This window comes from Ideonella sp. P3_A4 (assembly GCF_056403075.1).
This window is the reverse complement of sequence record NZ_JBFUGE010000248.1, coordinates 1-8614: the sequence shown is the minus strand read 5'-3', so window position 1 is coordinate 8614 and position 8614 is coordinate 1. Positions and strand designations below refer to the sequence as shown.

Genomic DNA, 8614 nt, shown 5'->3' with positions numbered 1-8614 from the left:
ACGCGGTACGGCATGCCGCGAAGTGTACCGACGACCATGACCGCTTCCGCCTTCTCTGATGCCGAATACATGCAGCGCGCTTCGGCAGCGCTGGCCTCGATCGAGGCCCAGATCGACCGCTGGCTCGACGAGGACCTGATCGACATCGATGGCCACCGCACCGGCKGCCTGCTGGAGCTGGCGCTGCCCAATGGCAGCAAGCTGATCATCAACACCCAGCCTCCGCTGCACGAGCTGTGGCTCGCGGCCAAGGCCGGCGGCTACCACTTCCGCCTGCAGCCCTCGGGCCAGTGGCTGGACACCAAAGACGGCGTGGACTTCTTCCAGCGCCTGTCCGAGCAGGCTAGTGCCCAGGCCGGCAAACCTTTGACCTTCAACGCCGCCTAACGCAACGCTCACGCGGCGCTCCGCAGGAGCCGCCGCACCCCAAGTGGCGTGCACGGACCCGGCTCAGCCGGTCCGCTGCGCGAGCCCCCTTGGGGTGGCAGTCCCCGGAAGGGGGCGTGGGGGTCAACGGAATAGGTCGAGAATGCCCTTCTTCTCGTCCTCGGTCGGCGCCTCCGGCGACTTCTCTTCCGTGCCCAGTGTCGTGATGCCCTGGCCCGGGCTGTACTCGTCGTAATACCACTCGCCAGCGACGTTGACCACGCCTTCGGGCGCGGGCGGCTCGGTCACCGGGATGCCCTTGAGTGCCTGGCCCATGTACTCGATCCACACCGGCAGTGACAAGCCGCCGCCGGTTTCGCGATCGCCGAGTTTGCGCGGTGTGTCGTAACCGATCCAGACGATGGCCGTCAGCGTCGGCTGGAAGCCGGCGAACCAAGCGTCCATCGAATCGTTGGTGGTGCCGGTCTTGCCGTAGATGTCCGGCCGCTTCAGTGTCGCCTGTGCGCGCGCGGCGGTGCCTGAGCGGGTCACCTCCTGCATCAGGCTGGTCATCAAGAAGGCGTTGCGCGCGTCAATCACCCGCTGCGATGCGTCCGGCGCTTTCAGGTCAACTTGCTGCAGCACCTTGCCGCGGGCATCGGTGATGCGGGCAATCAGCACCGGGTTGACGCGGTAACCGCCATTGGCGAACACGCTGTAGGCGGTGGCCATCTGCATCGGCGTGACTGAGCCGGCACCGAGCGCCATCGTCAGATAGGGTTCATGCTTCTCGCGATCGAAGCCAAAGCGGGTGACCCAATCGCGCGCGTATTCCACACCCACCGCTTGCAGCACGCGGATCGACACCATGTTTTTGGATCGCGCCAGCGCGCGGCGCAGCGGGATTGGCCCATCGAAGGTTCCGTCGTAATTCTTCGGCTCCCAGGGCTGGCTGCCGGTCGAGCCGGCGTCGAAGAACAAAGGCGCGTCGTTGACGACAGTGGCCGGGGTGAAGCCCTTCTCGAGCGCCGACGAATAGATGAACGGCTTGAAGCTCGAACCGGGCTGGCGCCAAGCCTGCGTGACATGGTTGAACTTGTTCTTGCCGAAGTCGAAGCCACCAACCATCGCGCGGATCGCGCCGGTGCCGGGCTCGATCGACACGAAAGCGCCTTCGACCTCGGGCTGTTGGGTCAGCGTCCAGTCGCCCTTGGGGCCTTTGATGGCTCGAACCACCGCGCCGCGGCGGATCTGGCGCTTCGCGTCGGCATTGGCGGCCAGGCCCGAGGCGACCGGTTTCAGCCCGTCGCCGGTGACGGTGATCGATTCGCCCGACTGCAACACCGCCACGACCTTCTTGGGGCCTGCTTCGAGCGCGACGGCGGCCTTCAACTCGTCGTTGTCCGGGTGGTCGGCCAGCGCCTCAGCGACGCGCGCATCGACCGCCTTGGGATCGGCGGGCAGGTCGACATAGGCCTCGGGGCCGCGGTAGACCTGACGGCGCTCGTAGTCCATCAAGCCTTTGCGCAGGGACCGGTAGGCGACCATCTGGTCGTTCGCGCGCACCGTCAGCTGCACCTGCAGGCCACGCGTATAGGCCTCGGCGCCGTACTGTGTGTAGATCATCTGCCGTGCCAGTTCGGCCACGTACTCGGCGTGCACCGGCAGGTCGGTGGGCACGCGGTACTTCAGCTCCTGTGCCTTGGCCGCGGTATGTTGCTCGGCGGTGATGAAGCCGTTGTCGAGCATGYGGTCGATGATGTACTGCTGGCGCACCGTGGCCCGGCGCGGGTTGGCGATCGGGTTGTAGGCCGACGGGGCTTTGGGCAGGCCGGCCAGCATCGCCGCCTCGGCGACGTTCAAGTCCTTCAATGGCTTGCCAAAGTAGATCTCGCTGGCGGCGGCAAAACCGTAGGCGCGCTGCCCCAGGTAGATCTGGTTCATGTACAACTCGAGGATCTGGTCCTTGCTGAGTTGGCTTTCGATCTTCAGCGCCAACAGGATCTCGTAGAGCTTGCGCGTCAGCGACTTCTCGGTCGACAGGTAGAAATTGCGCGCCACCTGCATCGTGATGGTGGATGCGCCCTGGCTGCCCACCGAGCCGAACTGCGCGACGCCGGCGCGGATCACGCCGATGTAGTCGACCCCGCTGTGCTGATAAAAACGCGCGTCTTCGATCGCCAGCACTGCATCTTGCATGACCTTGGGGATCTCGCCGATCGGCGTGAAGGTGCGGCGTTCGTCACCGTACTCGCCCAGCAGTTCACCTTCCGCCGAAACCACCCGCAACGGCAGGCGGGGGCGGTAGTCTGTGACCGAGTCGAGTTCAGGCAGGTTGGGGTAGGCCACTGCGAGCGCGATCGCTGCGCAGATCAGGATTACCAGCAAGCCGGCGCCAATCAGTCCGAGGCCACCCAGGGCCAGGCGGACAAGGACGGCCCACCAAGTGCGGGCTACGGAACCACCCGAGGAGGGCGGAGAAGGGGAATCGGCGCGGTCGGCTTCGCTCATGGGGCTCCTGCGATGGGCCGGCCGATTATAGAAATGGGGGCATATCGGACGGCCAATATGTCGGCAGTGGAACAAGTCGTCAGCACACACCTGCTTTCCGGCATGAACGGCTTGTCACCAAGGATGGTGAAAACCCTGGGCGCAAGCCGCTGGATATGACCGAACCACGTATGCCAGGCGCAACGGGCAGCGGGTTTTGCCGGGCAGTTTTCCTTTGTTTCTCAACACTCTTGCTGCTAGGATTGAAGTGCTTTGTTAACTTTGCGTCCTGTTGTGGCGCCGCTGGAGCTTTGACTCGTGGGTTTTCTTGATCGCCTGTTGGGCCAAAAGCATCCGCAGATGATTGGCCTCGATATCAGCTCCTCCAGCGTCAAGTTGGTCGAGCTGTCCCAGTCCACTTCCGGAGAACTGGTTCTGGAACGTTTAGCGAGCGAGCCTTTCGAAAAAGGCTGGATCGTCGACGGCCAGATCGAGAAATTCGATGAAGTGGCCGATGCGGTGCGCCGCGTCGTCAGCCGCAGTGGCACCAAGACCCGGCATGTCGTCATGGCAATGCCGCAGTCGGCCGTCATCACCAAGAAGATCGTCCTGCCGGCCGGTCTGCGTGAAGACGAGATGGAACTGCAGGTCGAGTCCGAGGCGCACCAGTACATCCCGTTCTCGCTGGACGAGGTGAGCCTGGACTTCTGCGTCATCGGCCCGAATGCCGGCTCCGTCGGCGATGTCGACGTGCTGATCGCGGCCTCCCGCAAGGATCGTGTGCAGGATCGCCAAGGCTTGGCAGAAGCCGCTGGCCTGACACCCGTGGTGCTCGATATCGAATCGCACGCCTCGCGTCTGGCCATGGGGCGTTTGATCAATGCACTGCCTGACCAGGGCAAGGACTCGCTGGTGGCGCTGTTTGAGATCGGTGCTGACACGACCAGCCTGAAAGTGCTGCGCGAAGAAGAAATGCTGTACGACCGCGACCAATCGTTCGGCGGCTCGCAACTGACCCAACTCATCTCTCGCCAGTACGGTTTTTCGTACGAAGAAGCCGAGCAGAAGAAGATCAGCGGCGACCTGCCTGAAGACTACGAACCTACTCTGCTGACGCCTTTTGTCGACAGCCTGGCCCACGAGATCGGCCGTGCGCTGCAGTACTTCTTCACCAGTACGCCGCACCACAAGGTGCACTACGTGATGCTGGCCGGTGGCACGGCGGCGATGCCGGGCCTGCGCGAGCGCGTGAAGGACGTGACCGGCTTCGCTTCGAAGGTTGTCAATCCATTCGAGAGCATGAAGCTCGGCTCCGCAGTGCGCGAGGCCAAGCTGCGCCGTGAAGCGCCGTCGTACCTGACGGCCTGTGGCCTGGCGATGCGGAGGTTCGTGCAGTGATTCTGATCAACCTCCTTCCCCACCGCGAAGCCCGGCGCCAGGAACGCAAGCGCGCGTTCTTTTCGGCCTTGGGCCTGGCTGGCATCGTCGGTGTCGGCCTCGTCATCTTGTGGTTTGGTGTGCTGCAGCAGCTGACGTCGTTCCAGGACACGCGTAATCGTTACCTGTCCGATGAAATCAAGAAGCTCGAAGAGCAGATCAAGGACATCGCAGCGCTGCGTGCCGAGATCGATGCCTTGAAGGCGCGCCAAAAGGCCGTGGAAGACCTGCAGGCCGACCGCAACGTACCCGTCTACCTGCTGGATGAACTGGTCAAGCAGACGCCTGAGGGCATCTACCTGACGTCGGTCAAGCAAAACGGCAACGTGGTCACTGTCGGCGGCATGTCTCAGACCAACGAGCGTGTGTCTGAAATGCTGCGCAACACGGCCTACAACTCACCCTGGCTCGAGCGGCCGGAATTGGTGGAAATCAAGGCCGTGACGCAGGGCAAGGACCGTGACCAGCGCCGACTGTTCGACTTTTCGATGCGCGTGTCGATCAAGCGGCCCCAAGCGCCGTCGTCGGCGGCCAGTGGTGCCAGCGGCGCTCTGAGCGGCTCCAAGCCCGCCAGCGCCCCGGCAACCGCCAAGCCGGCCAAGGTTTCGTGAGGCGCATGATGGCCACCAGCAAATCCAGCACCCCCAGCATCGACGTCGGCGCCGCCTTGAGCCGCGGAGCGGCGCAGTTCCGTGACCTCAACCCCAAAGAGCCCGGCCAATGGCCGATCCTGCCGAAGATTGCCACCTGCATTGCCGTGGCCATCGCCGTGGTCGGCCTGGGCTGGCTGGCGGTGTTGAGCGACGCTGACAAGTCCCTCGAAGCAGCGCGGGCCAAGGAGCCCCGGCTGAAGGACGACTACCGCTCCAAGTTGACGCAAGCGGTGAACCTGAACGAGCTGAAGAAGCAGAAGGAGCAGGTTCAGGAGTACGTCACACAGCTTGAGAAGCAGTTGCCCGGCAAGGCCGAGATGGACGCGCTGTTGTCGGACATCAACCAAGCCGGTATCGGCCGCGGTCTGCAGTTCGAATTGTTCCGCCCCGGGCAGGTCGTGGTGAAGGACTACTACGCCGAACTGCCGATTGCGATCAAGGTGTCTGGCCGTTACCACGATGTCGGCTCTTTTGTGGCCGATGTGGCGAATCTTTCACGCATCGTGACGCTGCACAACCTGACCATCGTGCCGCCACCGAAGGACACTTCGGGCACCCTGATGATGGAGGCGACCGCGCGCACCTACCGTTACCTGGACGCAGCGGAAGTGGCCGAAGTCAAGCGCGCGGCCGCTGCGGCCAAGTCGAAGGAAAAGGGCAAGAAGTCATGAAGCGCCTTGGATTGTGGGCGGTGCTTGGCGCAGCAGTGGTTCTGGCAGGCTGCGGCGCCAATACCGATGAGCTGTCGCAGTGGATGGAGCAGCAAAAACGCGAGGTCAAGCCAAACGTTGAGCCCATCGCTGCACCCAAGAAATTTGTGCCTCAGCCCTATGCATCGATCACGGGCATCGAGCCCTTCAGTGCGCAGAAGGTCACCGCGGGCACGCGCATGGACAGCGGCCAGTCGAATGCCATGGTGGCCGCGCAGCTGCGTCGACGCAAAGAGCCGCTGGAAGCTTATCCGCTGGATGCAATGAAGATGGTGGGCACGGTCACCCGGCAGGGCAAGCCGCATGCACTGATCGAGGTCGACAAGCTGCTTCACTATGTGAAGTCGGGCGAGTACATCGGCCAGAACTACGGGCAGATCACGAAGATCGGCGAAACGGAACTGTCGCTGCGCGAGCTCGTGCAGGACGCGGCGGGCGAATGGATCGAGCGCACCACGACCCTCCAGCTTCAGGAGAAGGMGCAATGAAATACAAGTTGGAGTCACGCAAGATGCGCAGTTGGACTGTGGGTGGGCTGCTGCTGGCCCTGGGCCTGGCAACGCCGGGGCTGACCTGGGCTCAGAACCTGATCCGTGCGATCAGCAGCAACCAGCAGGCGAACGGTGAAGTCATTCGTGTCGAGTTGTCGGAGCCGCTGACGACTGCTCCGGCAGGCTTTGCGATTCAGGCACCCCCGCGCGTGGCGATCGATCTGCCGAACGTCGGTAATGGCGTGGGCAAGTCGGCCGTCGACATCAACTCGGCCAACGTTCGCAGCGTCAACATCGCCAACTCGGGCGATYGGACGCGGCTGGTGCTAAGCCTGAAGCAACCGACCAACTACCGGACGGAACTGCAGGGCAAGTCGCTGCTGATCATGCTGGAAGCGGTGCCGAGTTCGGTGGCGACGACGTCGGCAGGTACTACTCAACCAGTCCATTTCGCCAACAGTCAAAACGCCGAGCAACTGCCACTGCGCGACATTGATTTCCGGCGCGGCCCTGATGGCTCGGGCCGTGTCATCGTCGGCTTGGCCAGCACCCAGGTCGGCGTGGACCTGAAGCAGCAAGGCCAAAACCTGGTCGTCGAGTTCCTGCGTTCAACCCTGCCCGAGGCGTTGCGTCGCCGCCTCGATGTCTCTGATTTCGGCTCGCCGGTGCAAGCCATTTCGACGACGCAAAGCGGGGATCGCGTCCGCATGGTGGTCGAACCGCGAGGCGCCTGGGAGCACAGCGCCTACCAGACTGACACCCAGTTCGTGCTGGAAGTTCGTCCTGTCAAGATGGATCCGAACAAGCTCACCCAGGGGCCGGGCTACCAGGGCGAGAAGCTGTCGCTGAACTTCCAGAACATTGAGGTGCGTTCGCTGCTGCAAGTCATTGCCGACTTCACCAATTTCAACGTGGTGACCAGCGATACCGTGACCGGCAACGTCACCCTGCGTCTGAAGGACGTCCCCTGGGACCATGCGCTGGACATCATCCTGCAGGCCAAGGGCCTGGGCATGCGCAAGTCGGGCAACGTGCTGTGGATCGCTCCCAAGGACGAGCTGGCGGCCAAGGAACAGGTGGATCTGGAGGCCAAGAAGAAGGTGGCGGATCTGGAGCCGGTGCGCACCCAGTCGTTCCAGCTGAACTACACCAAGGCCGAAGACATTGCTCGTGCATTGCTGGGCCAGATGGTGGACAAGGACGGCAAGGCGATCAACATCACACCTTCTGGTGGCGGGAGCGGCGGCTCAAGTAACAATGTCCGCATCCTGTCTCCGCGCGGCACCGTCCTCGCCGAGAGTCGCACCAATCAACTGTTTATCTCTGACATTCCCTCGAAGTTGGAGGAGGTGGCGGTGATGATCGCGAAGATCGACATTCCTGTCCGCCAAGTGCTGATCGAGGCACGCATCGTCGAGGCAGATGACAAATTCGGCCGGGCGTTGGGCGTCAAATTGGGCAGTACCGATTTGCGCGGCCTCCGCGGTGGCATCCCTGGATACTCCGTGGGCGGCAACAACTATCTGACAGTTGGGGGCAACTATTCGAACGTAGGCGTCCAGACGCTGCAAACGCCCAACACGCAAACCAGCTACTTGCCGGATTCGCAGTTCGTCAACCTGCCAGCCAGCACGGGGACCATCAGCACGGCCTCCGCTGCAACCTTTGCATTGTCGTTGTTCAGTGCCACGGCAAATCGATTCCTCAACCTGGAGCTATCAGCGCTTGAAGCTGAAGGGAAAGGCAAGATTGTTTCGAGTCCGCGCGTAATCACGGCAGATCAAGTAAAGGCGATCATTGAACAAGGGGAACAGATCCCTTATCTGGTGGCGACATCAAGTGGCGCGACGTCGGTTCAGTTTCGACCGGCCGCCCTTAAGTTAGAGGTAGTGCCGCAGATTACGCCTGAAGGTAACGTCATCCTTGATGTTGACGTGGCCAAGGACAGTCGCGGTGAGGCGACCATTGCGGGCCCAGCTATCAACACGAAGCACGTCAAGACACAAGTCCTGGTCGAAAATGGCGGAACCGTCGTAATCGGTGGCATTTTCACGCAGAACGAACGTGAAGACATCAACAAGGTGCCGTTCCTGGGCGACATTCCGTATTTGGGCAATCTGTTCAAGGAACGCGTAAAGCTGAGCAGCCGCACCGAGTTGCTCATCTTCCTCACGCCGAAGGTCGTGAACGATCGCTCTGCTGCGCGTTGATGTTGGATGCGTTGCTTGGCAAAAAGAGAGTTCTGGAGTTTTCAATGATTCGATGGATTAAGGCGTGGGCAGCTGGGTTGGCCGCCAGCGCGGTGTTGGTGGCTTGTGGCGGCGGCGGTGGTGACCCCGGTACGTGTTCATTCGACTGCGGTGGCCCTGGCGGCTCCGATGTGGCCGAACTTATCATCAGCGGCGTGCCCACCTCTGTGGCGAATGGCTCAACGGATCCGATCGAGATGACCGTGACGGCCGTGAAT

General features: G+C 62.4%; 7 protein-coding genes and 1 pseudogene. 7 read left to right on the top strand and 1 reads right to left on the bottom strand.

Features of this window, described 5'->3' with window-relative positions; translation table 11 throughout:
- Nucleotides 1-36 precede the first annotated feature (36 nt).
- Nucleotides 37-387 carry an iron donor protein CyaY gene (cyaY, locus tag AC1DYI_RS19955; protein ID WP_477205876.1) on the top strand — a complete coding sequence of 117 codons (351 nt, stop codon included), beginning with the start codon at nucleotides 37-39 and terminating at the stop codon, nucleotides 385-387.
- Nucleotides 388-510: 123 nt separating this feature from the next.
- Here the strand turns inward: cyaY and AC1DYI_RS19950 are convergent, their stop codons facing one another.
- Nucleotides 511-2877, bottom strand: a complete 2367-nt coding sequence (locus AC1DYI_RS19950; RefSeq protein ID WP_477205877.1) for a penicillin-binding protein 1A — start codon at nucleotides 2875-2877, stop codon at nucleotides 511-513.
- Nucleotides 2878-3216: 339 nt separating this feature from the next.
- Between AC1DYI_RS19950 and AC1DYI_RS19945 the strand changes: the two genes are divergently transcribed.
- The 6 genes and pseudogenes from AC1DYI_RS19945 to AC1DYI_RS19920 form a co-directional block, all read left to right on the top strand.
- Nucleotides 3217-4254 (top strand): pilus assembly protein PilM, encoded by a 1038-nt coding sequence (locus AC1DYI_RS19945; protein ID WP_477205875.1) that lies wholly within the window; start codon nucleotides 3217-3219, stop codon nucleotides 4252-4254.
- Complete coding sequence (locus tag AC1DYI_RS19940; protein WP_477205874.1) at nucleotides 4251-4904, top strand: PilN domain-containing protein; 654 nt, start codon at nucleotides 4251-4253, stop codon at nucleotides 4902-4904. The genes AC1DYI_RS19945 and AC1DYI_RS19940 overlap by 4 nt, the downstream gene beginning before the upstream one ends.
- Nucleotides 4905-4912: 8 nt before the next feature.
- The gene (locus AC1DYI_RS19935) at nucleotides 4913-5617 is read left to right on the top strand and encodes a type IV pilus inner membrane component PilO (protein ID WP_477205873.1); all 705 of its coding nucleotides are present in this window, start codon (nucleotides 4913-4915) and stop codon (nucleotides 5615-5617) included.
- Nucleotides 5614-6144, top strand: a complete 531-nt coding sequence (locus AC1DYI_RS19930; RefSeq protein ID WP_477205872.1) for a pilus assembly protein PilP — start codon at nucleotides 5614-5616, stop codon at nucleotides 6142-6144. The genes AC1DYI_RS19935 and AC1DYI_RS19930 overlap by 4 nt, the downstream gene beginning before the upstream one ends.
- Complete coding sequence (locus tag AC1DYI_RS19925) at nucleotides 6141-8357, top strand: type IV pilus secretin PilQ (protein WP_477205871.1); 2217 nt, start codon at nucleotides 6141-6143, stop codon at nucleotides 8355-8357. Before AC1DYI_RS19930 ends, AC1DYI_RS19925 begins: the two co-directional genes overlap by 4 nt.
- Nucleotides 8354-8614 (top strand): annotated as a pseudogene (locus AC1DYI_RS19920) (hypothetical protein); the annotation flags it as partial. The gene AC1DYI_RS19925 and the pseudogene AC1DYI_RS19920, both read left to right, overlap by 4 nt.

Excerpts from the sequence above, each read along its gene's own strand:
- AC1DYI_RS19935 (WP_477205873.1), top strand. The coding sequence starts at position 4,913 with ATGGCCACCAGCAAATCCAGCACCCCCAGCATCGACGTCGGCGCCGCC.
- AC1DYI_RS19945 (WP_477205875.1), top strand. The coding sequence starts at position 3,217 with ATGATTGGCCTCGATATCAGCTCCTCCAGCGTCAAGTTGGTCGAGCTG.